General features: G+C 54.0%; 25 protein-coding genes, 2 pseudogenes and 1 other annotated feature. Of the genes and pseudogenes, 19 read left to right on the top strand and 8 right to left on the bottom strand.

The features are described 5' to 3' along the window. From DCH402_RS22875 to nth, 5 genes and pseudogenes are all read left to right on the top strand, one after another. Positions 1–253 (top strand): annotated as a pseudogene (locus tag DCH402_RS22875) (electron transport complex subunit RsxC); the annotation flags it as partial. Then, the gene (gene rsxD, locus DCH402_RS09965; RefSeq protein ID WP_040000943.1) at positions 254–1,306 is read left to right on the top strand and encodes an electron transport complex subunit RsxD; all 1,053 of its coding nucleotides are present in this window, start codon (positions 254–256) and stop codon (positions 1,304–1,306) included. Between the two features lie 12 nt (positions 1,307–1,318). Next, positions 1,319–1,948 carry an electron transport complex subunit RsxG gene (gene rsxG, locus DCH402_RS09960; RefSeq protein ID WP_040003522.1) on the top strand — a complete coding sequence of 210 codons (630 nt, stop codon included), beginning with the start codon at positions 1,319–1,321 and terminating at the stop codon, positions 1,946–1,948. Next, a complete protein-coding gene (locus DCH402_RS09955; protein WP_040000942.1) occupies positions 1,945–2,637 on the top strand; it encodes an electron transport complex subunit E in 693 nt (230 codons plus the stop codon). Before rsxG ends, DCH402_RS09955 begins: the two co-directional genes overlap by 4 nt. Positions 2,638–2,648: 11 nt before the next feature. Continuing rightward, the gene (gene nth, locus DCH402_RS09950; protein WP_033575509.1) at positions 2,649–3,284 is read left to right on the top strand and encodes an endonuclease III; all 636 of its coding nucleotides are present in this window, start codon (positions 2,649–2,651) and stop codon (positions 3,282–3,284) included. 129 nt (positions 3,285–3,413) lie between these two features. Here the strand turns inward: nth and cysB are convergent, their stop codons facing one another. Further along, positions 3,414–4,388 (bottom strand): HTH-type transcriptional regulator CysB, encoded by a 975-nt coding sequence (cysB, locus tag DCH402_RS09945; RefSeq protein WP_040000941.1) that lies wholly within the window; start codon positions 4,386–4,388, stop codon positions 3,414–3,416. 333 nt (positions 4,389–4,721) lie between these two features. Continuing rightward, on the bottom strand, positions 4,722–7,325 hold the full coding sequence (gene topA / locus DCH402_RS09940; RefSeq protein WP_040000940.1) for a type I DNA topoisomerase: 2,604 nt from the start codon (positions 7,323–7,325) through the stop codon (positions 4,722–4,724). 440 nt (positions 7,326–7,765) lie between these two features. Here topA and DCH402_RS09935 point away from each other — a divergent pair, with 440 nt between their 5' ends. Continuing rightward, on the top strand, positions 7,766–8,035 hold the full coding sequence (locus DCH402_RS09935) for a YciN family protein (RefSeq protein ID WP_040000939.1): 270 nt from the start codon (positions 7,766–7,768) through the stop codon (positions 8,033–8,035). A 232-nt stretch (positions 8,036–8,267) separates the two neighbouring features. Here the strand turns inward: DCH402_RS09935 and sohB are convergent, their stop codons facing one another. Next, a complete protein-coding gene (sohB, locus tag DCH402_RS09930) occupies positions 8,268–9,314 on the bottom strand; it encodes a protease SohB (protein ID WP_040003521.1) in 1,047 nt (348 codons plus the stop codon). Positions 9,315–9,606: 292 nt separating this feature from the next. On the opposite strand from sohB, the gene DCH402_RS09925 reads away from it, so the two are divergent. Together DCH402_RS09925 and cobO are read left to right on the top strand one after the other, a co-directional pair. Beyond that, complete coding sequence (locus DCH402_RS09925; RefSeq protein WP_040000938.1) at positions 9,607–10,368, top strand: YciK family oxidoreductase; 762 nt, start codon at positions 9,607–9,609, stop codon at positions 10,366–10,368. Between the two features lie 21 nt (positions 10,369–10,389). Further along, the gene (gene cobO, locus DCH402_RS09920; protein WP_040000937.1) at positions 10,390–10,980 is read left to right on the top strand and encodes a cob(I)yrinic acid a,c-diamide adenosyltransferase; all 591 of its coding nucleotides are present in this window, start codon (positions 10,390–10,392) and stop codon (positions 10,978–10,980) included. 56 nt (positions 10,981–11,036) lie between these two features. Here the strand turns inward: cobO and rluB are convergent, their stop codons facing one another. The 3 genes from rluB to rnm all read right to left on the bottom strand — a co-directional run bounded on the left by rluB (position 11,037) and on the right by rnm (position 13,754). Continuing rightward, positions 11,037–11,933 carry a 23S rRNA pseudouridine(2605) synthase RluB gene (rluB, locus tag DCH402_RS09915; protein ID WP_040000936.1) on the bottom strand — a complete coding sequence of 299 codons (897 nt, stop codon included), beginning with the start codon at positions 11,931–11,933 and terminating at the stop codon, positions 11,037–11,039. A 208-nt stretch (positions 11,934–12,141) separates the two neighbouring features. Next, positions 12,142–12,762 (bottom strand): L-threonylcarbamoyladenylate synthase, encoded by a 621-nt coding sequence (locus DCH402_RS09910; RefSeq protein ID WP_040000934.1) that lies wholly within the window; start codon positions 12,760–12,762, stop codon positions 12,142–12,144. A 119-nt stretch (positions 12,763–12,881) separates the two neighbouring features. Continuing rightward, positions 12,882–13,754, bottom strand: coding sequence for an RNase RNM (gene rnm, locus DCH402_RS09905; RefSeq protein ID WP_040000933.1), 873 nt, complete (start codon positions 13,752–13,754; stop codon positions 12,882–12,884). A 250-nt stretch (positions 13,755–14,004) separates the two neighbouring features. Beyond that, positions 14,005–14,104 (top strand) — a sequence feature (Trp leader region). A 22-nt stretch (positions 14,105–14,126) separates the two neighbouring features. Between rnm and DCH402_RS09900 the strand changes: the two genes are divergently transcribed. The 6 genes and pseudogenes from DCH402_RS09900 to DCH402_RS09870 all read left to right on the top strand — a co-directional run bounded on the left by DCH402_RS09900 (position 14,127) and on the right by DCH402_RS09870 (position 22,106). Next, on the top strand, positions 14,127–15,689 hold the full coding sequence (locus tag DCH402_RS09900; protein ID WP_040000932.1) for an anthranilate synthase component 1: 1,563 nt from the start codon (positions 14,127–14,129) through the stop codon (positions 15,687–15,689). Beyond that, positions 15,689–17,284, top strand: a pseudogene (trpD, locus tag DCH402_RS22870) (bifunctional anthranilate synthase glutamate amidotransferase component TrpG/anthranilate phosphoribosyltransferase TrpD). The gene DCH402_RS09900 and the pseudogene trpD overlap by 1 nt, the downstream one beginning before the upstream one ends. 8 nt (positions 17,285–17,292) lie before the next feature. Next, a complete protein-coding gene (trpCF, locus tag DCH402_RS09885) occupies positions 17,293–18,678 on the top strand; it encodes a bifunctional indole-3-glycerol-phosphate synthase TrpC/phosphoribosylanthranilate isomerase TrpF (protein ID WP_040003520.1) in 1,386 nt (461 codons plus the stop codon). Between the two features lie 14 nt (positions 18,679–18,692). Further along, on the top strand, positions 18,693–19,886 hold the full coding sequence (gene trpB / locus DCH402_RS09880; RefSeq protein WP_200864885.1) for a tryptophan synthase subunit beta: 1,194 nt from the start codon (positions 18,693–18,695) through the stop codon (positions 19,884–19,886). Next, the gene (gene trpA, locus DCH402_RS09875) at positions 19,886–20,695 is read left to right on the top strand and encodes a tryptophan synthase subunit alpha (RefSeq protein ID WP_040000929.1); all 810 of its coding nucleotides are present in this window, start codon (positions 19,886–19,888) and stop codon (positions 20,693–20,695) included. Before trpB ends, trpA begins: the two co-directional genes overlap by 1 nt. Positions 20,696–21,362: 667 nt before the next feature. After that, positions 21,363–22,106 carry an oligogalacturonate-specific porin KdgM family protein gene (locus DCH402_RS09870; RefSeq protein ID WP_040000928.1) on the top strand — a complete coding sequence of 248 codons (744 nt, stop codon included), beginning with the start codon at positions 21,363–21,365 and terminating at the stop codon, positions 22,104–22,106. Positions 22,107–22,223: 117 nt separating this feature from the next. On the opposite strand, the gene ompW is transcribed toward DCH402_RS09870, so the two are convergent. Next, positions 22,224–22,856, bottom strand: a complete 633-nt coding sequence (gene ompW, locus DCH402_RS09865; protein ID WP_040000927.1) for an outer membrane protein OmpW — start codon at positions 22,854–22,856, stop codon at positions 22,224–22,226. A gap of 282 nt (positions 22,857–23,138) precedes the next feature. On the opposite strand from ompW, the gene DCH402_RS21270 reads away from it, so the two are divergent. From DCH402_RS21270 to yciA, 4 genes are all read left to right on the top strand, one after another. Beyond that, a complete protein-coding gene (locus tag DCH402_RS21270; protein WP_071604694.1) occupies positions 23,139–23,501 on the top strand; it encodes a YkgJ family cysteine cluster protein in 363 nt (120 codons plus the stop codon). Positions 23,502–23,615: 114 nt separating this feature from the next. Then, a complete protein-coding gene (locus DCH402_RS09860) occupies positions 23,616–24,368 on the top strand; it encodes a YciC family protein (protein WP_040000926.1) in 753 nt (250 codons plus the stop codon). 195 nt (positions 24,369–24,563) lie between these two features. Beyond that, positions 24,564–25,124 carry a septation protein A gene (locus DCH402_RS09855; RefSeq protein ID WP_040000924.1) on the top strand — a complete coding sequence of 187 codons (561 nt, stop codon included), beginning with the start codon at positions 24,564–24,566 and terminating at the stop codon, positions 25,122–25,124. 52 nt (positions 25,125–25,176) lie between these two features. After that, positions 25,177–25,599, top strand: coding sequence for an acyl-CoA thioester hydrolase YciA (gene yciA / locus DCH402_RS09850; RefSeq protein WP_027712126.1), 423 nt, complete (start codon positions 25,177–25,179; stop codon positions 25,597–25,599). Positions 25,600–25,678: 79 nt separating this feature from the next. Here the strand turns inward: yciA and tonB are convergent, their stop codons facing one another. Continuing rightward, positions 25,679–26,428 (bottom strand): TonB system transport protein TonB, encoded by a 750-nt coding sequence (tonB, locus tag DCH402_RS09845; RefSeq protein WP_040000923.1) that lies wholly within the window; start codon positions 26,426–26,428, stop codon positions 25,679–25,681. 202 nt (positions 26,429–26,630) lie between these two features. On the opposite strand from tonB, the gene DCH402_RS09840 reads away from it, so the two are divergent. After that, positions 26,631–26,927, top strand: coding sequence for a YciI family protein (locus DCH402_RS09840; RefSeq protein ID WP_040000922.1), 297 nt, complete (start codon positions 26,631–26,633; stop codon positions 26,925–26,927). Positions 26,928–26,947: the final 20 nt, after the last annotated feature.

Genomic DNA, 26,947 nt, shown 5'->3' with positions numbered 1-26,947 from the left:
TATTGCCGCCGCTATCGCCCGGGTCAAAGCACGTAAGGCAGCACAGCATAGCGACGATGAAAACGTGACGGCGTCACCGGAAACGACAGCGTCGACGGCAATGGTCGAGCCGCCGCAAAGCAGCCCCTCTGCCGCACCGCATGAGGCACCTCAGAACGAACAAATCGACCCGCGCAAAGCCGCCGTTGCCGCTGCTATCGCCCGGGTCAAAGCACGTAAAGCCGCCGCATCGCTGGCATCGCAAGAGGATTAAATGGCTTTCAGAATCGCACCCTCACCCTTTACCCATAACCGCCAGTCCACCCGCGCGATTATGCGTTGGGTCTTGATCGCCTGTGTGCCGGGTATCGCGGCGCAAGCCTGGTTTTTCGGTTACGGCAACCTGATTCAGCTGGCACTGGCCAGCGTTACCGCGCTCTTTACTGAAGCGGCAATATTGCTATTGCGAAAACGCCCGGTCATCGACACGCTACAGGATAACTCCGCATTACTGACGGCGGTACTATTGGCCATCAGCCTGCCGCCGTTTACGCCCTGGTGGATGGTCGTACTGGGCACCACCTTCGCCATTATCATCGCTAAGCAGTTGTATGGTGGACTGGGTCAAAACCCGTTCAACCCGGCCATGATCGGCTATGTGGTGTTGCTGATATCCTTTCCGGTACAGATGACCAGTTGGTTGCCGCCGGACGGGCTACAGGCCGCGCCGGTCGGGTTCGACGATGCGCTGGCGGCAATATTCACCGGGCACGGAACGGCAGGTCAGACTATCCAGCAACTGATTCAGGGTGTGGATGGCGTCAGCCAGGCCACACCGCTAGATGCCTTCAAAACCGGGTTACGCAGCGGCCATCAACCCGATACGTTGCTGCATCAGCCATTATTGGGTGGCGTATTGGGCGGGCTGGGCTGGCAATGGATTAATCTGGCATTTCTGGCCGGCGGCCTGTTTATGCTGTTACTGCGGATAATCCACTGGCAGATTCCGTTTAGCTTTCTGCTCGCCTTGTCCTTGTGCGCACTGGCGGGTTGGCATCTGCACCCCGACGTTAGCGCCCCGCCGTTGCTGCATCTGTTTTCCGGCGCCACCATGCTGGGTGCGTTCTTCATTGCCACCGACCCGGTAACGGCCTCCACGACCCCCAGAGGCCGACTGATTTTCGGTGCGTTAATCGGCATACTGGTATGGACGATTCGGACCTACGGCGGTTATCCCGATGGCGTCGCCTTTGCTGTGTTGCTGGCCAACATTACCGTGCCGTTGATTGATTACTTCACTAAACCGCGCGTTTATGGCCATCGCTAAGGACGGATTATGCTGCTGACCACCATGCGTCGCCATGCGACTACGCTGGCCCTGTTTGCCGCCTGCACCACCGGGTTGACGGCGTTGGTCAATTCTCTGACCGAAAAAACCATTTCACAGCAGGTCATTGCTCAACAACGCACTCTGCTCGATCAGGTCCTTCCTGCCGATCGTTATAACAATGACTTGCTCAGCGAATGCTATCTGGTCACGGACCCGACATTGGGTTCTACTTCGCCGCACCGTGTTTATATCGCCCGGCGCGACGGCGCGCCCGTTGCCGCCGCGCTGGAAAGCACGGCGCCAGACGGTTACTCCGGTGCCATCCATCTGCTGATCGGCGCCGATTTCCATGGTACTGTGCTCGGCACACGCGTCACTGAACACCATGAAACGCCGGGGCTGGGAGACAAGATCGATATTCGCGTTTCCGACTGGATAACAGGTTTTACCGGCCAGTCGATAACGTCACCGCAAGATAGCCGCTGGGCGGTGAAAAAAGACGGGGGACAATTCGACCAATTTACCGGTGCCACTATCACCCCGCGAGCCGTTGTGAATGCAGTGAAGCGCAGCACGTTGTTTTTGCAAACCTTACCGCCGCGCCTGCCTAGCCTGACGCCATGTGGAGACAAACCATGAACCAGATGAAGGAATTGGCCCGGCAGGGGTTGTGGAAAAATAACTCCGCCCTGGTACAGCTATTAGGGCTTTGCCCGTTGCTGGCCGTCTCGTCGACCGCTACTAACGCCATCGGGCTGGGGCTCGCCACCACACTGGTGCTGGTATGCACGAACATTGCCGTTTCCGCGTTGCGCCGCTGGGTGCCGGGTGAAATTCGCATTCCCATTTACGTCATGCTGATTGCATCTGTGGTTACCATCGTGCAAATGTTGATCAATGCGTATGCCTATGGGTTGTATCAGTCGCTGGGGATTTTTATCCCGCTGATCGTCACCAACTGTATCGTGATTGGGCGCGCAGAAGCTTTCGCGTCAAAAAATACGGTCGTATTATCGGCGCTGGACGGGCTATTTATGGGGCTGGGCGCCACCAGTGCATTATTTGTGTTGGGCGCGATGCGGGAAATTCTCGGCAACGGCACCCTGTTTGACGGCGCGGACCTGTTGCTGGGCAGTTGGGCACGGTTGCTGCGGGTTGAAGTGGTGCACATGGATTCGCCATTCCTGCTGATGATTCTGCCGCCTGGCGCGTTTATCGGCTTGGGGATGATGCTGGCCGTTAAATACGTTATCGATGAAAGACGTAAACAGCGCCAGGCCCGTGCGGTACGGTCGGCGTCCCTGGGTTCACATACGCTAGCGGAATAAAGCGGAATAATATGAACAAAGCGAAACGGATTGCCATTCTTAGCCGTTTGCGGGACAACAACCCGCATCCAACTACCGAGCTGAAATTCAACTCGCCTTTTGAATTGCTCATTTCGGTGCTGTTGTCTGCGCAGGCAACCGACGTCAGCGTCAACAAAGCCACGGAAAAACTCTACCCGGTGGCGAATACGCCGCAGGCGATGTTGGCGTTAGGCGTGGATGGCGTGAAATCGTATATCAAAACCATTGGGCTTTTTAACGGCAAGGCCGAAAACATCATCAAAACCTGCCGTATCTTGCTGGATAAACATCAGGGGCAGGTGCCTGAAGATCGCGCCGCGCTGGAAGCCTTGCCCGGCGTGGGGCGAAAAACCGCCAATGTGGTACTGAACACGGCGTTCGGCTGGCCCACCATTGCAGTAGACACCCATATTTTTCGCGTTTGCAATCGTACTCACTTTGCGCCGGGAAAAAACGTTGAACAGGTAGAAGAGAAATTACTGAAATATGTCCCGGCGGAATTCAAGGTCGACTGTCACCACTGGCTGATTCTTCACGGCCGTTATACCTGCATCGCCCGTAAACCACGTTGCGGCGCCTGTCTGATAGAAGACTTGTGCGAATATAAAGAAAAAACGGATATCTGACGCCAACACGGATATCCCACAAAAATAGGGGCAGGCTCTCACCTGCCCTTATTTGTTGTCTCACCTGTCTTTATTTGTTGATAGTGTCATACGGCCGTGCCGTCATTGCACCCGGCTTTAATCAACCGCTTATTTCACCGGTAGCGTAACGTCTTTAAACATCGCTTCTATTTCTTCATTCGAGCGCAGCGAAATCGCCGTATCGATCACATCCCGTGTCAGATGCGGCGCAAAACGATGAATAAAATCATACATGTAGCTGCGCAGGAAGGTACTGCGGCGAAACCCGATTTTAGTGGTGCTATAGCCGAACAGGTTATCGGCGTTGATGGCGACCAGGTCCGGATCGCTGGCTGCCGTCACTGCCATATTGGCGATAACGCCGACGCCCAGCCCCAGGCGGACATACGTTTTTATCACATCGGCATCCGTTGCCGTGAATACAATGCGTGGCGTCAGTCCGGCGCGATTGAACGCGGTATCCAGCTCCGAACGCCCGGTAAAACCAAAGGTATAAGTCACTATCGGGTACGCCGCCAGTTCCTCAATGCTGATATTGGTTTTACCGGCCAAGGGGTGATCGGGTTTCACAACGACGGCTCGATTCCAGTGATAACACGGCAACATGATCAGATCTTCATACAAATGCAGCGCTTCGGTAGCAATCGCGAAATCCGCCGAGCCTTTAGCCACCGCTTCGGCAATTTGCATGGGCGACCCCTGATGCATATGCAACGACACGCGCGGGTAACGCTCGATAAACCCCTTAATGACGTCAGGCAACGCATAACGCGCCTGAGTGTGAGTCGTCGCGACATACAGCGAGCCTTTATCCGGATAAGTATGCTCGCCGGCAACGGCCTTGATAGCATCCACCTTAGATAAGACTTCACGTGCAATACGAATGATTTCCTGTCCAGCGGGCGTCACCTGAGTTAAATGTTTTCCGCTGCGTGCAAAAATCTGAATACCCAGTTCATCTTCAAGCATCCGAACTTGTTTACTGATCCCCGGCTGAGAGGTGTATAGCCCTTCGGCCGTTGAGGAAACGTTCAGATTGTGATTAACAACTTCAACGATATAACGAAGCTGTTGCAGTTTCATAAGTTATCCCATTCCGTAATATGTCATGCGCTGCGGCATCTGTGTTACTGACGTTATCTGCGTTGACAAGGTGGTGACAGCTCAATACAACGGTATAGATTTCCGCCATTTAAATGCCATTTAATCATAAAAAATATTTTATATAACCATTTCCTGTATTTGTTAGACAGTACTGGCACTGGAAAATGGGTTTTTATTTCCTTTTTTGTTATCGGCTGCCTGCGGATGATATTCAGGTCATGGATAAAAAAAGCCAGCCTGTGCAGGCTGGCTTAACATAATGTAACCGCAATTCATGATAAAAAATGCGGTTTTAGTCAATTATCGGCGTAATCAACGGGCACTCTCTACCCATTTATTATCAACATAGAACGCCGACCATCCGGTCGCTTTACCCTCTTTTTCCGAGGAGACGTACTGCTGCTTGGTTTTGCGGCTAAACCGAACCAGCGTTTTATTGCCTTGCGCGTCAGTGACCGGCGCATCAGCCAGATAACGCAGTTTTTCCGGCAAGCGATCACGGAAGCGCACCAGCTCTTCCACCAACGGCGCGCGGGTTTCGCGTGATTTCGGGAAGGTGTTGGCGGCCAGGAATACCCCCGCCGCACCGTCACGCAGTACAAAATACGCATCGGATTTTTCACACGGCAATTCAGGCAGCGGCACCGGGTCTTCTTTCGGCGGCGCGACTTCACCATTACGCAGAATTTTGCGGGTATTGCCGCAACTGTCGCTGGTACAAGCCATGTATTTACCGAAACGCCCCATTTTCAGGTGCATTTCCGAACCGCACTTCTCACATTCCACCACCGGGCCGTCATAACCCTTAAGCCGGAATTCGCCTTGTTCTATCTCGTAGCCGTCGCAAGATGGGTTATTACCACAAACATGTAGCTTGCGCTGGTTATCAATCAGATAGCTGTCCATCGCCGTACCGCACTTCGAACAACGACGACGAGCACGCAATGCGTTGGTTTCCGCCTCATCGCCTTCCAGCACGTTCAACACTTCCGCTTCCGGGATCAGGTTGATGGTGGTTTTGCAGCGCTCTTTCGGCGGCAATGCATACCCGGAACACCCCAGGAATACACCGGTACTGGCGGTTCTAATGCCCATTTTGCGACCACAAGTCGGACAATCAATGCTGGTCAGCACCATCTGGTTCGGCTTCATCCCGCCTTCGTCCGGCTCCAGCTCGGCGGTTTCCAGTTGCTGGCTGAACTCGGCGAAGAACTCATCCAGTACGGCTTTCCATTCCGCCTGGCTGTTGGCGACCAGGTCGAGGCGGTTCTCCATACGAGCGGTAAAATCGTAGTTCATCAGCTCGCGGAAGTTATCCTCCAGACGATCCGTGACGATTTCTCCCATTTTTTCCGCATAGAAACGACGATTTTCCACCCGCACATAGCCACGATCCTGAATCGTAGAGATGATGGCGGCATAGGTAGAAGGACGGCCGATACCGCGTTTTTCCAGTTCTTTCACCAGCGACGCTTCGCTGTAACGGGCCGGCGGCTTGGTAAAGTGCTGACTGGGCAACAATTTTTCCAGAGATAACGATTGCCCTACCTCCACAGCCGGCAAGGTCCGATCTTCATCGCTCTTACGCAACGCAGGCATCACCTTGGTCCAGCCGTCAAAGCGCAGAGTACGCCCTTTGGCACGCAGTTGATAATCCGCCGCACTCACTACCAGCGTAGTGGAGTCATACTGCGCCGGCGTCATCTGACACGCGACGAACTGGCGCCAGATCAGTTGATACAGTTTCTGCGCATCGGCTTCCATGTCTTTGAGCTGGTCAGCCAGTACGTTGACGTCGGAAGGACGGATCGCTTCGTGCGCTTCCTGTGAATTTTCCTTGCTGGTATAGAGATTCGGCGCATCCGGCAGGTAGCGTTGACCAAATTCGCCCTGGATATAATCACGCGCCATCGCCAGCGCATCCTGACTCAGGTTAGTTGAGTCGGTACGCATATAGGTGATGTGGCCGGCTTCATACAATCGCTGCGCCATCATCATGGTTTTTTTCACCCCAAACCCGAGACGTGTACTGGCGGCCTGTTGCAATGTCGATGTAATAAACGGCGCGCCCGGTTTGCTGCTGGTCGGCTTGTCTTCCCGCTCGTTCACCACATAGCTGGCTTTCTCCAGCAGGCTGACCGCGGCTTGCGTCTGCGCCTGATTCACCGGCCGGAAAGGTTTACCATGATGATGCGTCACCTGCATCTGCAACGCCGTTTCGACATTCGCCAGCAGATCGGCATGCAATTCCCAGTACTCTTCCGGCACAAACGCTTTGATTTCACGCTCGCGCTCCACCACCAGGCGCACTGCAACCGACTGTACACGTCCGGCAGACAAACCTCGGGCGATCTTTTTCCACAGCAATGGCGATACCATGTATCCCACCACGCGATCCATGAAACGGCGCGCCTGCTGAGCGTTGACACGGTTGATGTTCAACTCGCCCGGATTCTCGAACGCCTGACGAATCGCATTCTTGGTGATTTCGTTGAACACCACGCGACTGAAGCGTTTTTCATCCCCACCAATAATTTCCCGCAGGTGCCACGCGATGGCTTCCCCTTCGCGGTCAAGGTCGGTTGCGAGATAGACGTGATCCGCGTTTTGCGCCAGCATTTTCAGTTCCGAAACCACTTTTTCCTTGCCGGGCAGGATCTCATAATGGGCTTGCCAACCGCGGTAAGGATCCACCCCCATACGGTTAACCAGCGCGGTCCTCTCATCTTTCTTGACCGCTTTTTTCGCTTTCTCGCCATTGGCTTCAGCGCTTTTCTTGCTCGCGGAACCCGAACCGCTGGTCGGCAAGTCGCGGACATGCCCCACGCTGGATTTCACCACGTAGTCATTGCCAAGGTACTTATTAATCGTTTTGGCCTTTGCCGGGGACTCGACGATAACGAGAGCTTTACCCATAATATATTGTTACCTACTGAATTCTTTGAAAAAAGAAGAAATTTCTCAGTTATTCGCTCTGGCTTTCCAGCCGGCGTAGCCTGAACCATCACGGCTGCGGGAAAATCATTTTATCAGTGCGGCGACGGCGCGCCGCACGCCTTCATCGCGTCGCAACCCTATGATCATTCAGGATTATTCATTCATTTTATCGCCCATAGCGGCAACCGGTTCCGTCCCGGTGCGCAGCAATTATTCCGCTTGACGATGCAAAATCCCACACTCTACCTGATAAATAACACCACGCAACCTAATTAGCATGTAAAACCCGTTTTCGCCAATCACGACTCTTGTACTTATCGGCAGAAAGGCGACTAAAAATCAGCCGGTTTGCGACAAATTCCATTCAGGCGCTACAATAGCGACAGCAAAACAAGGGTTATTTGCCGAAGAGGAATCCTATGTCTGTTTTTACACATATAAATGAAGAAAAAACGCCGATCAGCCGTGAAGCATTACTGCAAGAAGCGAACACGTTGATTCAGAATCATGACGACTACCTGCATGGCATGGTTGCCGATGCAGTAGAACAAAAGAACGGCGTTCTGGTATTCCGCGGTGAATACTTTCTCGACAGCGAGGGATTACCCACGCAGAAAACGACGGCGGTGTTCAATATGTTCAAACACCTGGCGCAAGTGTTGTCAGAAAAATACCAGTTAGTCGATTAATGCCAATACCGCCATCTCGCCGGGATGGTTTTCGGTTTGCTTAAAAACCGACACTCTTATTTGTACTCGCGGGCTGGCGTAGTTTCATCCAGAATCCAGATCCAACTGACCACTGCGAATCGATGAAACAGCTAATGAAGGCCCGCCCACCCGGCCGATGACTATGCACAGAGAGCATTGTCGAAAAAGGCAGGCACGGACAGGCAGGTTATACGGGTGACGGGCGGATGACTTACAACTGAGGATTGTTACCCCGTTGCCACCAGCGCAGCATCAGACGTTCCAGGGCATCGCCAGTGCTGCCGGTCAAACGGTCCAGCAGACGTTTGCGCCGGGTATAGCGCACCGCCAGCACTTCATGTTTCTCCATTTCGGCAATCAGCAGGTCATCGCTGGTGCCGATCGCATCCACCAGCCCCATCTCTTTGGCTTGTGTACCAAACCAGTGTTCACCGGTTGCAACCGACTCAATATCCAGCGAGGGCCGCATCTCACTGACAAACTGTTTAAACAGCAGATGCGTTTCATTTAATTCCTGACGGAATTTCTCCCGGCCTTCTTCGGTATTTTCGCCAAACAGCGTCAGCGTTCGTTTGTACTGGCCCGCGGTATGCAGTTCTACATCAATCTCTTTGCTTTTCAACAGCCGGTTGAAGTTAGGAATCTGTGCCACGACGCCAATGGAGCCAACGATAGCGAACGGCGCCGCCACAATGCGATCCGCCACGCACGCCATCATATAACCGCCGCTGGCCGCCACTTTATCTACCGCCACGGTCAGGCGAATGCCGCGCTGACGAAAACGCTGCAACTGAGACGCCGCCAGCCCGTAGCCATGAACCACACCGCCGGGGCTTTCCAGCCGCAGCAACACTTCATCTTCCGGCCGGGCCACCGCCAGCACGGCGGATACTTCCTCACGCAGCGAACTGACCTCCCCGGCATCCATGCTGCCGTTAAAGTCGAGGACATACAAACACGGACGGGCGGATTTTTCTTCCCCGCGTTTGGCACGTTTCTTTTCTTGTTTGGCGGTTTCCTTATCTTCTTTCTTTTGTTTTTTCTCCAGCAAGCCGCGCTCGGTATCGCTCATGGCAGCAGACCGCATCTCCTGCCGCATTTCACGGTATTGTTCGCCCAGATTAATTACCTGCAGTTCGCCTTTACGATGGCGTTTACGCTGCGTCATACCGACTGTCAGCACCACCAATGCGCCGATAGCGACGACAAGGGTGACGACTTTTGCCAGGAATAAACCATACTGAGAAAGTAATTCCACAAATACCGCCTTCATTAACCAATGTGATATATGACGTTGATTCTTCAACAACCATTACGGTTTACAGCGCGGTGCGCCGAGCTTCTAACCTAACGTATGACGGGCGTGATGGCGATGATCTTCATACATAAATTGTACTTTCCGCTGCTTTTTACCGCACAGCCTGTGAGAAAGCCGGACCTTCTGATTGAAAACACCTATTGTTTCAGGCATAACACACCCATTATGGCTTTTTCGGATACACCTCATCATTCGCGGGTTTCGCGGTCGATGACAGCCAGAGGACACCGTTTTGCATTACCAACCTAAACAAGACCTGTTACAACACCGCATTATTCTGGTGACGGGCGCCGGTGACGGTATTGGCCGCGAAGCCGCCCTGACCTACGCGCGCTACGGCGCACGATTGGTGTTGCTGGGGCGTACCGAAAGTAAATTGCAGGATGTGGAGCAACAGATCCTGCAGGAATGCGGTACCCACAGTTACCTGATTCCCTGCGATATGCTAACCGCCAGTCATCATGACTTCATTCAGATCGCCGGCCAGATCGGTCAGGCGCTACCTCGCCTGGACGGCGTGCTGCACAATGCCGGACTGCTGGGCGACGTCGTACCGATGGCGGAACAATCTGCCACCACCTGGCATCAGGTCATGCAGGTTAACGTTAATGCCACCTTTATGCTGACGCAGGCGCTATTGCCGTTATTACTGAAATCGGCCAGCCCGTCGCTGATTTTCACCAGTTCAAGCGTTGGCCGTCAGGGGCGCGCCAACTGGGGGGCTTACTCCGTATCCAAGTTTGCCACCGAAGGTATGATGCAGGTTCTGGCTGAGGAATACCGTAACCGTAGCCTGCGGGTCAACTGCATCAATCCCGGCGGCACGCGAACTTCAATGCGTGCTTCGGCCTTCCCCGACGAAGACCCGAATAAACTTAAAACCCCGGCGGATATCATGCCGCTTTACCTGTATCTGATGGGAGACGACAGCCGTCGCAAAACCGGCATGAGCTTTGATGCCCAACCAGGACGGAAACCCGGCCCGGCCGAGTGATTGAACGAAGGATACCCACTCATGAGTGATGATCGTCATCAGCAACGTCAGCAGCGCCTCAAAGAAAAGGTAGACGCCCGTATTGCCGCCGCCACCAACGTGCGCGGCATCCTGATGGTGTTTACCGGCAATGGTAAAGGTAAAACCACCGCCGCCTTCGGCACAGTAACCCGAGCCGTAGGCCACGGTCTGAAAGCGGGAGTGATCCAGTTCATCAAAGGCGAATGGCCGAACGGCGAAAAAAATCTGTTGCAACAGCATGGGGTGGAATTTCAGGTGATGGCGACCGGCTTTACCTGGGATACCCAGAATCGCCAGACAGATACCGACGCAGCCAGGCGTGTCTGGCAGCATGGCTTACGTATGCTGGCCGATGACTCGCTCGATCTGGTGGTGCTCGACGAGTTGACCTATATGCTCAGCTACGACTATTTGCCGCTTGAAGAAGTGATTACCGCTCTGCGACAACGCCCGACGCATCAGAGCGTCATCGTTACCGGCCGGGGTTGCCATCGCGATGTGCTGGAACTGGCGGATACGGTAACGGAGATGCGGCCGGTGAAACATGCCTTTGATGCCGGCATTCAGGCCCAACAAGGGATCGACTGGTAAGGGATAACGACGGAAGGCCGACGCTGTACCCGCGGGCGCAGCGTCGGCCAGGCAACTCAGCCGCCATTGCGCTTCGGCGCATTGCGACGGCTACCGGCCGGGCGATTATTACTACCGGCCTGACCACCATGACGTTTCACCGCACGGCGTATCTGGTTGGCTTTCACCCGGCGACGTTCACGCTCCACCGGCAGTTTACTGACGGTTTCCGGCGTCAACTGCACCAGTTCACGCAGATAGTTAACGTCGGTCAGTTTCATCTCCATCCAGCCGCCGCGCGGCAGCCCCTTCGGTAACTGAATGTCGCCGTAACGCACACGAATCAGGCGGCTCACTTGTACACCGACCGCTTCCCACAAACGGCGCACTTCGCGGTTGCGGCCTTCAGTCAGGGTTACGTTGTACCACTGGTTCAACCCTTCGCCGCCCTGATAGCGAATCGAACGGAATGCCGCCGGGCCGTCGTCCAGTTGTACACCTTTGCTCAACTGACGAATTTTGTCATCGCCCACCTCGCCGAACACGCGTACGGCATACTCACGTTCCACTTCACGACTGGGATGCATCAGGCGGTTCGCCAGTTCGCCGTCCGTTGTGAACAACAATAACCCGGATGTATTCACATCCAGACGACCAACCGCCACCCAACGGTATCCCTGAATACGCGGCAGACGGTCAAATACCGTTGGCCGCCCTTCCGGGTCGCTGCGGGTACAAAGCTCGCCTTCCGGTTTGTAATACATTAATACGCGGCAGACAGCCTCTTCGGTTTCACGTACCGATACCACATGCCCGTCGATACGAATTTTAGTCGCCCGGGTCACCTCGACACGGTCCCCCAGCGTAGCAATTTTGCCGTCGACGCTAATGCGCCCGGCTTCAATCATACTTTCAATTTCGCGGCGTGAACCGTGCCCTGCACGCGCCAGCACTTTCTGTAGCTTTTCGCTCATTGAGCAACCTCTGATGTCGCCTTCACAGGCGTCGGGGGGGGGAATGTCATGATGACTTAGAAATCGCGTTAACCCATGAAAAAATAAAGAGTTAACGCGTAATTTTGCGATTATACCCTGATTCGAGCCATTTGTATGCCAAATGTTAGAGCGAGATGAGTCGCCCGGAAACCGCGGGCCGCAGAGCTTATGTGTTACAAAAACGGCGTTACAAAAACGGCGTCACGTCGCCGGTGCCTTCACGGGCTACAACCGGCACGGATTCGGTCAGGTCGATAACGGTCGTGGGCTGTTGCCCCAGGAAGCCGCCGTGAATCACCAAATCCACCAGTTTACCCAGCCGTTCCTGAATTTCTTCCGGATCGGATTCGGCAAAATCATTGCCCGGCAACATCAGCGTGGTCGACATCAACGGCTCATTCAGCACCGCCAGCAACCCGAGAGCAATCGGGTTAGACGGCACGCGCATACCGATGGTTTTGCGTTTCTCATTCATCAGGCGGCGCGGCACCTCTTTGGTCGCCTTAAGAATGAAGGTGTAATTGCCTGGCGTATTATTCTTGATCAAACGAAACGCCGCATTATCCACATACGCGTAAGACGACAGCTCCGACAAATCGCGACACATCAGGGTAAAATTGTGATTCTGATCCAGAGAGCGAATACGGCAAATCCGCTCCATTGCGGCTTTATCTTCCAACATACACCCAAGCGCGTATCCCGAATCGGTGGGATAAACGATCACGCCGCCTTTACGCAAGATCTCCACGGCCTGGTTAATCAGACGCGGTTGCGGATTCTGCGGATGAATATAGAAAAACTGACTCATGCTACGTCCTCTGCCTTCTTAAAACGTACAGCCTCGGCAAACCGCCACAATCGGTGTGGCATCGCCGTAAAGTACTGTACGTATAACGAGCGGTACGGATGTTGTGGTGATAGGGGAACTCAGACGGCCAACGCCGGATGCTGCCAGACAGGTTCCACGCCTGCGGGCAACCATAATTTTCGTCCCAGCTCTATCCAGGCGCAGGGCTGGTGAAAATCCGACCCTTGCGACCCCAACAAGTGATAGTCCTGCGCATAACGCGCCAGTTGTGAACGCTCGTCCGGCGCCTGCTGACACTGGGCGATTTCCATTGCTTCTGCACCACAATCGGCAACGTGCCCCATCAGCCGTTTCAGCCATTTGGCGGTAAGATCGTAACGCCCTGGGTGAGCCAGCACCGCAACCCCGCCCGACTGGCGGATAGCGTCCACGGCTTGCTGTATTGTACACCACTGTGGCGGCACATAGCCGGTTTTCCCTTTAGCCAAATATTTTTTAAATACCTGTGCCACGGTATCGGCTTTCCCCAGTTCCACCAGATAGCGTGCAAAATGCCCGCGGGTGATCATTCCGCCGTCCGCCAACCGGGATGTCCCGACCAGCGCATCGGGGATCAGCGCTTTTTCCAGCCGCTGTGCAATCTGTTCGGCACGCTGCCGGCGGTACTGCACCTGCCGTTGCAGTAACGAGGTCAACGCCGGATGGTGGCAATCCATCCCCAGCCCAACGATATGGATCTCGTGATTTTCCCATACGGTGGAAATCTCGACGCCGGAAATCAACCGCAACGGCAACACCTGTTGCACAATAGCGGCACGCGCTTCATCTAACCCCGCCGTGGTGTCGTGGTCGGTGATCGCCAGCACGCTGACGCGCATACTCACCGCCCGCCGCACCAGTTCGGTCGGCGTCAGCAAGCCATCAGACGCGGTGGTATGGCTATGCAGGTCATACAGGGGAAACGCCGGTGATACCGGCAACTCATCTGGCACGGCAGGTGTCTCTCTGTTTCAGAAAATGTCAGGCGGCATGATGCCATCAACCTGGCTAAAAAGGAAAAAAGTTCGGTTGGTGCAGGCAAGTCGCTAGCCCGCCATCGCCAGCCAGACATCTCCCCGAAAAAATCGGATGGAATGTTATTGACTTCCCCGCCTCGTTCCAGTTTACTAGTACGCAAGTTCAACACGAAAGATAACGAGGATAATGGCGATGACGGTAACGACCCTGACACTGAAACATCATGCTGGTTGGTGGCGCTTCTCCCTGTTGCGGGTAAAGTGATGACGCATCGCCATTTTCTGACATGCCTATCCTGAAGCCCGCTGATCGCGGGTTTTTTTATGGACAAAATACGAGTAGACACCATGCAAACACCACAACCTGAACTTGAGCTGCTACGCGTCGGAGCCGAATACCGCAACGACCCCAGCGCGACGTTTCACCAACTGTGCGGCGCCCGTCCGGCAACGCTGCTGTTGGAGTCAGCCGAGATCGACAACAAGCAGAATCTGCAAAGCCTGCTGATAGTCGACAGCGCCTTGCGCATTACCGCCCTCGGCACACAGGTGTCGATTCAGGCGCTGACAGCCAACGGCGCAGCACTGTTGCCGCTGCTGGATAAGGCACTGCCTGCCGATGTCCGCGTGAATGCACACCCAAACAGCCGTGAGCTGACCTTCCCGGCTATAGATATCATGCAGGATGAAGACGCGCGCCTGCGTTCCCTGTCGGTGTTTGACGCGCTGCGCCAACTGCTGACGTTGGTGGTATGCCCGGAAAACGAACGGGAAGCGATGTTTTTCGGCGGGCTGTTTGCCTACGACCTGGTGGCTGGTTTTGAAAGTTTGCCGCCGCTCAGCCAACAGCAGCGCTGCCCGGATTACTGTTTTTATCTGGCGGAAACCCTGCTGGTCGTGGATCACCAACAACGCTCAACCCATCTGCAAGCCAGCCTGTTCACCCCCGACGCCACGGAGCGTCAGCGTTTGCAACAACGTTTGGAACAGTTGCAGCACCAGTTACGTCAGCCCGCTCCGGCGTTACCTTGTCAGACGGTCGACACCATGACGCTGACCTGCAATCAGAGCGATGAGGACTACGGCGCCGTCGTCAGCCAGATGCAACAGGCGATCCGCATCGGTGAAATCTTCCAGGTGGTGCCGTCCCGTCGTTTTTCATTGCCGTGCCCATCGCCGCTGGCCGCCTACCAGACGCTGAAAGACAATAACCCCAGCCCTTACATGTTCTACATGCAGGACCAGGATTTCACGTTGTTCGGCGCATCGCCGGAAAGTTCGCTCAAATACGACGCCGTCAGCCGTCAAATTGAAATTTATCCTATCGCCGGCACTCGCCCTCGCGGGCGCCATGCCGACGGTTCGTTGGACCGGGATCTGGACAGCCGTATCGAGCTGGAAATGCGTACCGACCATAAAGAGCTGGCCGAACACCTGATGCTGGTGGATCTGGCCCGCAACGATCTGGCGCGAATCTGTGAACCCGGCAGCCGCTATGTGGCGGACCTGACCAAGGTAGACCGTTATTCATTCGTGATGCATCTGGTGTCCCGCGTGGTCGGCACCCTGCGCGCAGATCTCGATGTACTGCACGCCTACCGCGCCTGTATGAACATGGGCACGCTGAGCGGCGCGCCCAAAGTACGCGCAATGCAGTTGATCGCAGAAAGTGAGAAAACCCGCCGCGGCAGCTACGGTGGCGCCGTAGGCTACTTCACCGCCCGTGGCGACCTCGACACCTGCATCGTGATCCGCTCCGCTTATGTCGAAGACGGCATCGCTACCGTGCAGGCCGGCGCCGGCGTGGTTCTGGATTCCCACCCGCAGGCCGAAGCCGATGAGACTCGTAACAAAGCCCGCGCGGTTCTGCGCGCGATTGCCAGTGCGCATCATGCCCGGGAGGTATTCTGATGGCCGATATCCTGTTGCTCGATAATATCGACTCCTTTACCTATAACCTGGTCGACCAGTTGCGCGCCAGCGGCCACAACGTGGTGGTATACCGTAACCAACTGCCGGCCGACATCATTATCGACCGACTGCAACACCTGGAAAAGCCGGTGCTGATGCTGTCACCCGGCCCCGGCACGCCGTCCGAAGCCGGTTGTATGCCGGCCTTGTTGCAACGTTTGCGCGGTCAGTTACCGATCATCGGTATCTGCCTGGGTCATCAGGCCATTGTCGAAGCCTATGGCGGCCATGTCGGTCAGGCCGGTGAAATTCTGCATGGTAAAGCGTCCAGTGTTGAGCACGACGGTCAGGCGATGTTCAACGGTCTTCCCAGCCCGTTGCCGGTCGCACGCTATCATTCGCTGGTGGGGAGCAACATCCCGGCCGAACTGGTAATTAACGCCAGCTTTAACGGCATGGTGATGGCGGTGCGCCACGATGAGCATCGCGTCTGCGGTTTCCAGTTCCACCCGGAATCCATCCTGACGACTCACGGCGCGCGTCTGCTGAATCAGACACTGGACTGGGCATTGGCCTGAATGGAAGGAGACACCACCATGCAATCGATTCTTGAAAAACTGTACCGCGCCGACATCCTGAGCCAGGCAGAAAGCCAGCAGCTGTTTGCCGCCATCATTCAGGGCGAACTGGAGCCGACGCAACTGGCGGCGGCATTAATCAGCATGAAGGTGCGGGGAGAACACCCGGATGAAATCGCCGGCGCCGCCACCGCACTGCTGGCGGATGCCAGGCCGTTTCCTCGGCCTGACTACCTGTTCGCCGATATCGTCGGCACCGGCGGAGACGGCTCCAACAGCATCAATATTTCCACCGCCAGTGCCTTTGTCGCTGCCGCATGTGGGTTAAAAGTCGCCAAACACGGCAACCGTAGCGTTTCCAGCCGTTCCGGATCGTCGGATTTATTGGCGGCGTTCGGCATTAAGCTTGATATGTCGGCGGAAGTATCGCGTCAGGCATTGGACGATCTGGGCGTGTGTTTTCTGTTCGCGCCGCAATACCATACCGGTTTCCGCCACGCAATGCCGGTCCGCCAGCAACTGAAAACCCGGACCTTGTTCAACGTATTAGGGCCGTTGATCAACCCGGCGCGTCCGCCGCTGGCGCTGATCGGCGTCTATCGTCCCGAATTGGTAACACCGATTGCCGAAACGCTGAAGGTGCTGGGATATCAACGTGCCGCCGTGGTGCACGGCGGCGGCATGGACGAAGTGGCGATCCATGCGCCGACCGAGGTGGCCGAGCTGCGTGACGGCAAGGTGGAAACCTACCAGTTGACGCCCGATGATTTCGGGTTGGATTCCTTCGCGCTGGATGACTTGCTGGGCGGCACGCCGGAAGAAAACCGTGATATTCTGGCCCGCTTACTGCAGGGTAAAGGCCAACCCGCGCATGACGCAGCCGTTGCGGCCAACGTGGCGTTACTGTTGAAACTGTTCGGACACGAAGATCTACGGCAGAATGCCCAACAGGCGTTGGATGTGATTCATAGTGGCCAGGCCTACCAGCGCGTGCTGGATCTGGCAACCAGAGGATGATGATACAAATGCAGGAAACCGTATTAACCAAAATCGTGCGAGACAAAGCGCAGTGGATCGCAGAGCGGCAACAACGACAGCCGCTCGACAGCTTCCAACTGCAGGTAACGCCCAGCTCGCGCCATTTCTATCAGTCGCTGAAACAGGTCAACCCGGCATTTATTCTGGAATGCAAAAAGGCCTCCCCCTCCAAGGGATTGATTCGCGCTGATTTCGACCCGGTGGCCATCGCGCAGGTTTATCAGGATTACGCCTCCGCGATTTCAGTACTCACCGATGAAAAATATTTTCAGGGCGACTTCGCTTTTTTGACCCAGGTGAGCGCAGCAGTAACCCAGCCGGTGCTGTGCAAAGATTTCATTATCGATCCGTATCAGATTTATCTGGCCCGTTACTATCAGGCCGATGCGATCCTGTTGATGCTGTCGGTGCTGGATGATGTGCAGTACCGGCAGTTGGCTCAGGTGGCGCACAGCCTGAACATGGGCATTCTGACGGAAGTGAGCAACGAAGCCGAACTGGAACGCGCGATTGCTCTGGAAGCACGTGTGGTCGGCATCAACAACCGTGACCTGCGCGATCTCTCCATCGATCTGAATCGCACCCGAACACTGGCGCCGCGCCTGCCGGCCGACGTCGTGGTGATCAGTGAGTCCGGTATTAGCCGCCATGCCCAGATTCAGGAATTGAGCCAGTATGCCAATGGTTTCCTGATCGGCAGTTCGTTAATGGAGGAAGAGGATCTGACGCTGGCGGTGCGCCGTGTCATTCTCGGAGAAAACAAAGTATGCGGGTTGACCCGGCCTGACGATGCCGCAGTTGCTTTTCAGGCGGGCGCCGTATACGGCGGGTTGATCTTCGTCGCCAGTTCCCCACGCTGCGTGACAACGTCACAAGCTCGCACAGTCATGGCCGGTGCGCCCTTGCGTTATGTCGGTGTATTCCGTGATGCGCCGCTGGCTGAGATTGCAGAAGTCGCGTCTTCGCTCCAACTGGCAGCGGTTCAGTTACACGGGCACGAAGACGCCACCACCATCGCGGCCTTACGCGCGCAGTTACCGGCGACTTGTCAGATCTGGAAAGCGCAAAGCGTCGGCGACACCCTTCCTTCACTGGCGCTCGCGCACGTTGATCGGGTACTGCTTGATAACGGTCAGGGTGGCAGCGGTCAGGCATTCGACTGGTCATTGTTGCAGGGCCACTCGCTGCAACAGGTGCTGTTGGCCGGCGGCCTCGGCCCGGATAACGCGGCGCAGGCCGCGAAACTCGGCGCCGCCGGGCTGGATTTCAATTCCGGCGTAGAGTCACAACCCGGCATCAAGGATCCGCAGAAAATTGCGGCAGTATTTCAGACGCTGCGTACGGCACAACCGCGCCGCACCTCTCGTCAATAACAAGAGACAGGCTGATTATGACGTTACTAAACCCTTATTTTGGTGAATTTGGTGGTCAGTATGTACCACAGATCCTGATACCGGCACTGCGCCAGTTGGAAGAGGCATTTGTCGACGCGCAACGCGACCCGGCTTTTCAGTCTGAATTCAGCGATTTACTGAAAAATTATGCCGGCCGCCCAACCGCACTGACACGGTGTAAGAACCTGACGGCAGGCACCCGAACCACGCTCTATCTCAAACGCGAAGACCTGCTGCACGGTGGCGCTCACAAGACTAACCAGGTGTTGGGGCAAGCCTTGCTGGCAAAACGGATGGGAAAAACGGAAATCATCGCCGAAACCGGCGCCGGCCAGCATGGCGTCGCCACGGCGTTGGCCTGTGCGCTGTTAGGGTTGAAGTGCCGCGTTTACATGGGTGCCAAGGACGTTGAGCGTCAGTCGCCGAACGTGTTCCGCATGAGGCTGATGGGAGCGGAAGTGATTCCGGTACACAGTGGTTCCTCCACCCTGAAAGATGCCTGCAACGAAGCGTTGCGCGACTGGTCGGGCAGCTATGAAACCGCTCATTATCTGCTTGGCACCGCCGCCGGCCCTCACCCTTACCCCACCATCGTGCGGGAGTTTCAGCGCATGATAGGGGAAGAAACCAAAATTCAGGTGCAAGAAAACGAAGGTCGTCTGCCCGATGCCGTGCTGGCCTGCGTTGGCGGCGGCTCCAATGCTATCGGTATGTTCGCCGACTTCATCGATGAACCATCCGTTCGGTTGATTGGCGTTGAGCCGGCGGGTCTGGGTATCGAAACCGGGCATCACGGTGCACCACTGAAACATGGTCGCGTCGGTATCTACTTCGGTATGAAATCCCCGATGATGCAAACCGACGACGGCCAGATAGAAGAGTCATACTCTATTTCAGCCGGTCTGGATTTCCCCTCGGTCGGGCCGCAGCACGCGCACCTGAGCAGCATCGGACGTGCAGATTATGTCTCGATCACCGACGATGAAGCGCTGAATGCGTTTAAGGAATTGTCGCGTCATGAAGGCATCATCCCGGCGCTGGAGTCATCACACGCGTTAGCTCATGCGTTGAAAATGATCAAAGCAGAACCGGAGAAAGAGCAAATTCTGGTGGTTAATCTGTCCGGTCGCGGCGATAAAGACATTTTTACGGTTCACGACATTCTGAAATCCCGGGGGGACATCTGATGGAACGCTACCACGCTTTGTTTAAACGACTATCGGAAAAACAGGAAGGGGCGTTCGTACCGTTCGTCACGCTGGGTGACCCTTCGCCTGCGCTTTCACTGCAAATTATTGATGCACTGGTCGCCGCAGGGGCTGACGCACTGGAGTTGGGCATTCCCTTCTCCGATCCGCTGGCCGACGGCCCAACCATCCAAAATGCTACGCTGCGGGCGTTCGCCGCGGGCGTCACCCCGGCGCAATGTTTTGAAATGTTGGCGACTATCCGCCAGAAATACCCTGATCTGCCGATAGGCTTGCTGATGTACGCCAATCTGGTGTTCAGCAATGGTATCGACGCCTTTTATCAGCGTTGCGCGCAAACCGGTGTTGACTCGGTGCTGGTGGCCGATGTGCCGGTGGAAGAATCCGCCCCGTTTCGCACTGCCGCAATGAAGCATGGCATTGCGCCCATTTTCATCTGCCCGCCGAATGCCGATGATGGCCTGCTGCGTGAAGTCGCTTCTTTCGGCCGCGGTTACACCTACCTGCTCTCGCGGGCGGGTGTAACCGGTGCGGAAACCCGCGCCCAGTTGCCGTTACATCACCTGCTGGAAAAACTGCAGGAATACCACGCGGCTCCACCACTGCTTGGTTTCGGCATTTCCGAGCCGACGCAGGTGCAGCAGGCGTTGAAATCCGGTGCCGCCGGGGCGATTTCCGGCTCGGCTATTGTCAAAATCATTGAGCACTATCATGCCCAGCCGGAGGTGATGCTGACCAAACTGACTGAGTTTGTCAGCACCATGAAAGCGGCGACCCGCACACACTAACCGCCCCACAGTTCCCGCTTTACGCCATAGTCGGTTATCCCAGCTATGGCGTTTTTTATTATCCATCACCGGTTCTCCCGCCCTGAATCTCAAACCTCTTTTATACCCGTCATACTTCAAGTTGCAGGTGTGTTGGCTGCCCTCGCTCACCCCAGTCACTTACTTGAGTAAGCTCCTGGGGGTTCACTCAGTTGCCGTCTTCCTGCAACTCGAATTATTTTGGGTATATCCATCACCGGTTTTTTTATTCTCCAGACGTCTTTTCAAACGCTCTCATCCCGTTCTCACAAACCGGCGCAGCGTCACAAAATGATAAATATGCTAATAATTATGAATTTATTGAGAAGAAAAAAATATGTGAATTTTTTATTTCAAAAAAATAAAGTCAACAGATTAATGATATTGAATTTGTTTTATTTGTAATACTTATATTCAAAAATAAAGTAATGATTTCCTTTTCTTGCTAAACAGGGTGTTAATTTCACACGCACAGTTACAAGGCGGTGTAAATAGACACACATCACATAATAAAATAGCTTTTCATTTTTTTGTTTTACCGATCCCGGTCACATAAATGTAAATAAGAATGAATAGAATTGAACTTGTGTCGAATCAGGCACCATTGCGAAAACTTCAAAAATAATTATCTCTGATGAGGGTGAGAACAATGAAATTTAAAATTCTGACATTGATGGTAGCGTCCGTTGTAAGTATGAGTTCCATGGCAGTCACATTCGACTATCGTCATGAGATGAAAGACACACAAAATGCAAACCATCAGGATCGCCTGCTGATTTCGCATCGTTTTGAAAATGGGTTTGGCCTGTCTTCTGAAGTGAAATGGAAACAGTCCAGCAATGACAATACGCCAAACAGGCCTTACAGCGAACAAGTCAGCAACGGCACTGAAGTCACTGCCAGCTATCTGTATAAATTTAATAAAATGTTTAATGCTGAAGCCGGTTTCAACCTGGTTTCTGATAACACCGGTAATAAATACCGTCCTTACATCAAAGGCGGCGTAAACTTTACCGACGATATTTACTACACTCTGCGTTATCGCCCTTTCTATCAACGTTATAGCAACACTATTAATGTTAACGGCTCAAATGGTCTCCCTGCCGAAGCCACGAATATGAAAGGCTATACCATTACCAGCGTACTGGGCTATAAATTCCTGGACAACTTCACTGTTGAATACGAACTGGAATACAACAAAAACACCAAAGCAGGTAACTTTGGTTACATTTACGACAATGATAACGACAACCTCACTCATGACGTGAAGCTGGCTTACAAGATCGACAAAAACTGGACCCCGTATGTTCAGGTTGCCAATGTTGAAGGCCCATCCAAAACGACTGACGAACGCCAGACTCGCTACCGTGTTGGTGTACAGTACAACTTCTGATAACTGTTATCACGGTTGTAACGGAACCCCCAGTCAGGCTAGGCTGGGGGGTTTCTATAGACAAAAAAGAAGGCGGAACCTCGGTTCCGCCTTCTTTTTTTGCTTTTACTGCTTTTATCAGAACTTGTAACCAAAACCAAACATAAATACCCAAGGGTCCAAACGGGTTTTGATGCTCTGATCCTGACCTGCCGCTTTGAATTTCACGGTAGTATCGATATCCATCCACCATACCGACATATTTAACAACCAGTCTTTATTCAGGTTGTAATCCAAACCTGCCTGCGCGGCAACGCCCCAGGAGCTTTTCAGGCTCAGATCAGTTAACTGAGCATTCTGACCCGTCTGGTTAAACTTCTCATCAAAGAAGGTGGTGTAGTTCAGGCCGACACCCAGATAAGGGCGCAGTTTATCGGCGCTCTGCCCGAAATAATACTGGGCCATCAGCGTTGGCGGTAAATGCTTCACTTCGGCGATCTGCCCAACACCGCCTACACCGATTTTATGCTGAAACGGCGTCGCAGCCAGCAGTTCTACACCGATATTATCCGTTGCCATGTAGCTAAAGGTCAGACCAAGCTGGGTATTGTTATTCACATTGAATGATCCCAGCCCCAGCACATCATCTGAACCCGCATTGGGGCGTACTGTTGCTGTTCCGGCACGTACAATCACATCGCCAGCCTGATGAGCCTCTGCCAGTGCAGGAATCATCGCCGCTGCTATCATCAGTAAAGCAACCTTTTTCATTATCCACTCCATTTGTAAGGTCAATATCCGTGCGAACTATACCCACTAAGGGTTAGGTTTGTTTGAAGCCAGATCACATCCTGACAGGATTTTTACAGCAAAACGATATTAATCAAATCGCGCCAAGTCACTAAAAAACAAAGAATTGATCCAAATCAAAAAGCACATCGAGCGCCACTTATCTGCCTGCGCAGAAAATAAGCAGCCAATTCGGATATTCCGGCGTAATGTTAGCTTTTAATCTGTGATTCAACGCCGAGTGAGGCCGGTAGATAATCAACTATGAGTAATGACGCGAATCCTTGTATGGCGTGCGGCGCATGCTGCGGTTATTTTCGGGTGTCTTTTTACTGGTCTGAAGCGAATGATGGCGGTGGCACCGTTCCTGCTGAGCTGACAGAACCGGTAACGCCATTTCTGCGCTGTATGGCGGGCACGAACAGCCACCCTATTCGCTGTTGTGCACTGGAGGGCAACATCGGTGAGTCGGTAAGTTGTCGTATTTATGCCCAACGGCCCACCCCTTGTCATGAATTTGAGCGCTCGGGAGAGTACGGCCAACGTAACGATGCCTGTGACCGGGCACGCGCCGCCTATGGGCTACCACCGCTTATTCCGGCTCATCTGCCGCTGCCGTGCTCATAAATCAGAATAAAAATAAGCGCATGGCAGAAAGTCATGCCGGGGTGCCACGGAACTCTCGAACGGGTTACAATAGCCGGATAATGTTCTATTGCTAACCTTTGCCAAGGAGTTTTCATGCCTATCACGGCCAGCAGGTTGTACCGTGACACCTTGAATTTTACACGTAACCAGTTTTTCAGCATTCTCATGCTGGCGCTGCTGACATCGTTAATCACCGTCGTTCTCGGGCACGCCTTTACCCCCGACAGCGAACAGTTGCAGCTTCTCAGCAATAGTAATGTCGATTTGTCTGCCATTGAGCAGCCCGGTATCAGTGACATCATCCAACAACTTTCTCCTGAGCAACAAATGGTGCTGTTGAAAGCGTCTGCTGCCGGTACCTTTGCTACATTGGTCGGTAATGCTCTGTTAACCGGCGGAATGCTGATGCTGATCCAACTGGTGTCGGCCGGCCATCAAACCAGTGCGTTGCGTGCCGTCGCCGCTTCTGCATCATTGTTACCCCGCCTGTTTCTGCTGATACTGATTTGCACGTTGTTAATTCAGTTAGGCATGCTGTTAGTCGTTGTGCCGGGGATTTTACTGTCTATCGCCTTTAGCCTGTCACCGGTCATCGCCGTCACCGAAAAGCGTGGCGTATTGGCTTCCATGCGTACCAGCAGCAAACTGGCATTTGCTCATTTCCGCCAGACAGCCCCGGCGGTCATGCTCTGGTTACTGGCCAAAGTTGCATTGCTGCTGTTGCTCGCGCGTTTACCGATGGTATCGCCTACCGCCATGGCGGTGCTCCTCAACGGCATCAGTAACATCATTTCCGCCATGTTGCTGGTTTATGTCTTTCGTTTGTACATGCTGATTCGCGGTTGAATATACCTGCCTTGTACCTGAGCGGCGTGAACGCCGCTCCTGATCAGACCGCCATGAAGAGTGATAACGTAATTTTCTGCAAATTGTTACGATAAATCGGGAATCACTCGGCGCAAACGGCGATAATAATTCAGATACGGTTCACTCTTTTTTGATATACGCGGCCCCGTACCGGATAAGCGATGGATTAACATAATGAAGCAAATTATTGATTTTATTCCTCTTGTTGTCTTTTTTGTTTGTTATAAACTGTACGACATCTATGTCGCCTCCGGTGCATTGATTGCCGCAACGGCGGCAGCATTACTGTTTAGCTGGTTCATTTACCGCAAAATCGAAAAAATGATGCTGTTGACTTTCCTGATGGTGGCCGTGTTCGGCACGCTGACCTTGGTATTCCACAACGATCAATTCATCAAATGGAAAGTCACCATTATTTACACACTGTTCTCCCTCGCCTTACTGTTCAGCCAATTTGTGATGAAAAAGCCGTTGATCCAACGCATGCTGGGTAAAGAGCTGACATTACCGGCAATGGTATGGTCCAGGCTGAATATTTCATGGGCGATATTTTTCCTGCTGTGCGGCCTGGCGAACATTTATATTGCGTTCTGGTTGCCGCAAAGTGTTTGGGTTGACTTTAAAGTATTTGGTCTCACCGGCCTGACTCTGGTATTTACATTGTTGTGCGGCGTTTACATTTATCGTCATCTGCCGGCCGAACCGGAAAAGACGGAAAGTGAAGGCGACAAGTAACCACCTGCACAAACTTGATTATTGACTACTCACAAGCGGATTCGTTGACCCTATGAGCAAACAAGACGTACTACCTCACGGCGAGCTGGTGCTACGCACGCTGGCCATGCCGGCGGATACCAATGCCAACGGCGATATCTTTGGCGGCTGGCTGATGTCGCAAATGGATATCGGCGGTGCGATTCAGGCAAAAGAGATTGCAGAAGGTCGCGTCGTCACCGTTCGCGTTGACGGCATGACGTTTCTCAAACCTGTCGCAGTCGGCGATGTGGTTTGCTGTTATGCCCGTTGTGTTCGCACCGGTCGGAGTTCAATGACGATCAATGTGGAAGTGTGGGTGAAAAAAGTGTCAACCGACCCGATCGGGCAGCGTTATCGCGCGACCGAAGCACTGTTTACTTATGTTGCAGTAGACGAAGAGGGGCGACCGCGGGAATTGCCGCAAGGAAAAAGCCATTTCGAACCAGACCAATAACCCCATCGGGATAATTCCATAAGGCACCGCTGCGGTGCCTTATGGGTTAGTGCAAATCGAACGACATCAATCGCTGCACTTACTCCATCGCCGCCCCGCCGTTGATCCTGAAAATAATCGTCACCACCAGATCTTTCCCCGGTTTATTCTCTTCATAGCGCCATTTTCGCATCGCCTGCTTAATGTCACGCTCGAATATATTGTTGGGTTCTGCCGACAGCACGCGGACATTATCCACCCGCCCGGATTCATCCACGTCAAACTGGATTTTCACCTTACCTTCAATACGCAAGGCGAATGCCCGGGCCGGATATTCCGGCTGAACGCGGCTCAGCGGCCGTGGACCGGAGGATTGGGCACGGGCCGGCGCCTGGCTAACCGGTGCCGGATTAGGGCTTACCGTCTGGCTGGATGACGGTGCCGTAGTCGGCTGTGGCGCAGTTTCGCGTGGCGTTTCCTTAGGCGGCTCCACCTTTTTCACCGGTTTGGGTTTAGGTTCCGGTTTTGGCTTGGGTTTGGGCTGAGGTTTCGGCTCCGGCAACGGAATCGGAACCGGTTTCGGCAACGGCGGCTCAGGCTGCACCTCCGGTTCAGGCACCGGTTCCGGTACATTTTCCCGTTCAGGCTGGGGAGCGGCGGCAGGAGGTGCAGCCTCCTGTGGCGCGGTATTCACCATCATCACCTGAATCGGTTGCGGGGGCGTCGGCAGTTTGACCGATGAATTAAATGAAGCAAACAGCAACCCGGCAATCAACGTACCATGAAACCCTACGGAAACCACCACGGGCCATGAATATCGACGGGTCAGGAAAAATGTTTTCTGCGGCATAGTTATATGATGTCCTCTCACCGCCCAAGTTTAAATGCAAATGACAATCATATTCAATAGAAACGGCCGAATTCGCTCTGCATACCGCTGATGCGACCCGGTTTTCCTCTCCCTCCGATAACTCCCGCAGATAGTCCCCGTCGGTATCATCGCGTATGATGACGGTTCGTCTCATCACGTTATGACAGACCGAGGTTTACTTATGCTGTATGTAATTTATGCCACTGATGTGCCCGGCTCGTTGGAGCAGCGTCTGGCAGCGCGCCCTGCACATCTTGCCCGTTTGCAAGCGCTACGCGATCAAGGCCGCTTGTTAACGGCGGGTCCACTGCCTGCCATCGACAGTGAGGACCCCGGCACCGCCGGATTTACCGGTTCCACGGTCATTGCCGAGTTCCAATCTCTGGAAGCCGCTCGCCAGTGGGCCGACGACGACCCTTATCTCGCCGCCGGCGTTTACGAGACGGTCAGCGTCAAACCGTTTAAAAAAGTATTTTAATCTAAAAATAATGGGGACTG

The organism is Dickeya chrysanthemi NCPPB 402 (genome assembly GCF_000406105.1).
Lineage (GTDB): Bacteria > Pseudomonadota > Gammaproteobacteria > Enterobacterales > Enterobacteriaceae > Dickeya > Dickeya chrysanthemi.
This window is presented reverse-complemented; position numbering and strand designations above follow the sequence as displayed.